General features: G+C 60.1%; 1 protein-coding gene. It reads right to left on the bottom strand.

Going from position 1 to position 1,563, the window contains the following annotated elements; all coding sequences use genetic code 11:
- The coding region (locus PAT3040_RS02860) for an AAA family ATPase (RefSeq protein WP_258234801.1) at positions 1-1,526 on the bottom strand (1,526 nt) is incomplete at its 3' end.
- Positions 1,527-1,563 lie beyond the last annotated feature (37 nt).

Below are 1,563 nucleotides of genomic sequence, written 5' to 3'. Positions count from 1 at the left end.
CAGCTTGTCCTGGCCCCGCCGGAAGCGATGGACTCCTCCTTCGTCACGGCGTCGGCGGACGGGCTTGCGGATTGCTGACGAGCCCGCTCCAGCTCCCATGCGCGAAGCGCTTCATCAACCGATGACCAGGCTTGAGCCAGGCCGGACGGAGTCAGCTCCAGCAGCGAGTATATGCCATCGCCTCCTGCTGCGCTCTCGGGCAGCCGCTCCAGCCGAAGCGCGGTTGCAGTCTCCTCAAGCAGCGATTGCGCTTCGAGATGCCTGGCTTGCAGACCTTCGCATTCGGCTCCCAGCTTCTCTTCCTTGCGCTGCATGACCAGCATCCGCTCGCGAACGTCCCGAACATCATCCTTATCTGCTACCGTTACCATTAATTCACGAAGCTGACGTTCCGTCCATTCGGGCGATATAGCTGTAACCAGCTTGGCGATAACTTCGTCCAGCGACTCCAGCTCGACCCGCCATCCCGAAACCTGCATAGACAGGCTGCGGATTCGCTCCGCCCCTTGCAGCATCGCTTCGAGCTCGTCGCCCCGCGCGAGCAGCGTATCGTCATACGTAAGCGACCGCCTTCTGCCCTCTGCCTGCTCCAGCTCCTTGCGAAGTCGAACGGCCTCCTCCTTCAGCACCTCTCGTCTACCCTTCAAATCATCCCATACTGAAGAAGCATCCGCAGCCAGATGTCCGGCACCGGAGAGCCGCTCCATCTCGGCGCGCAGTTGAATGCCGCGCAGCCAGATCGGCCTGGCTTTCACGGCCTTGCGCAGCAGCCGAACACGCTCTTCTGCAGCCGGTACCGCTCCCTCCAGTGCCGCCAGCTCCCGCTCTGTCGTCTCTCCTTCTCGAGTAAGTTCATTGAACCGATCGATGCCGTCCTCCAGACCTCGGAGCTCCGCATCGAGAGATTCAATCGTTCGCGCATAGCCGATCAATCTCTGGTTTGTCCCCTTTGGCTTGAACAGCTCGTCCATCTCGGCTTGTATACGCTTCTCGGCTGCCGCAACGGCGCGCCCCTCTTCCCAGCCTGCCTGATAGAGATAACGGCCAAGCTCGCCGCCGGACAATGTACCGACTTCCATCAGTTCCGACAACGTGATCGCGAAGAGCTGCCGATAGAGCCGCTCCTGCACGCCGCCGAGAAACTGCCCCTCCCATGCGGCCTGCTCCAGTACCCGCTCCGTTCCGAATTCCGTGTCATTAAGCCATTTTTCGCCGTTGTCGCGCTGCCACTGCTTTACCTTGGGCTTTCCGCCTGCAATTGCCGCGTAACGCTCCAAAAGAAATTCGCGTCCTTGCGCATCGGCGAAAACAAGCCTCCCTCCATGTCTGCCGCCTCCAGCAGGCTCATGTCGTTCTCCGGGGGAAGATCGTCTCGGGAAACCATACAACATCGTTCGCAGGTAGCCGAACAACGTGCTTTTGCCTGCTTCGTTAGGCCCGTAGACGACAATGACCGGAGCATCCAGTCCGATGCTCCGATCATTCAACTCGCCGTATCCGTCAATGCGCGCTTCGATCAGCCTCATTCCTTTTCCCCTTCCTCCGCGATGGCTTCGATGGCAA

The organism is Paenibacillus agaridevorans, assembly GCF_003112455.1.
In the GTDB taxonomy this organism is placed as follows: Bacteria; Bacillota; Bacilli; order Paenibacillales; family Paenibacillaceae; genus Pristimantibacillus; species Pristimantibacillus agaridevorans.
The sequence above is the reverse complement of the archived record's forward strand: the minus strand, read 5'-3'. Positions and strand labels throughout refer to the sequence as shown.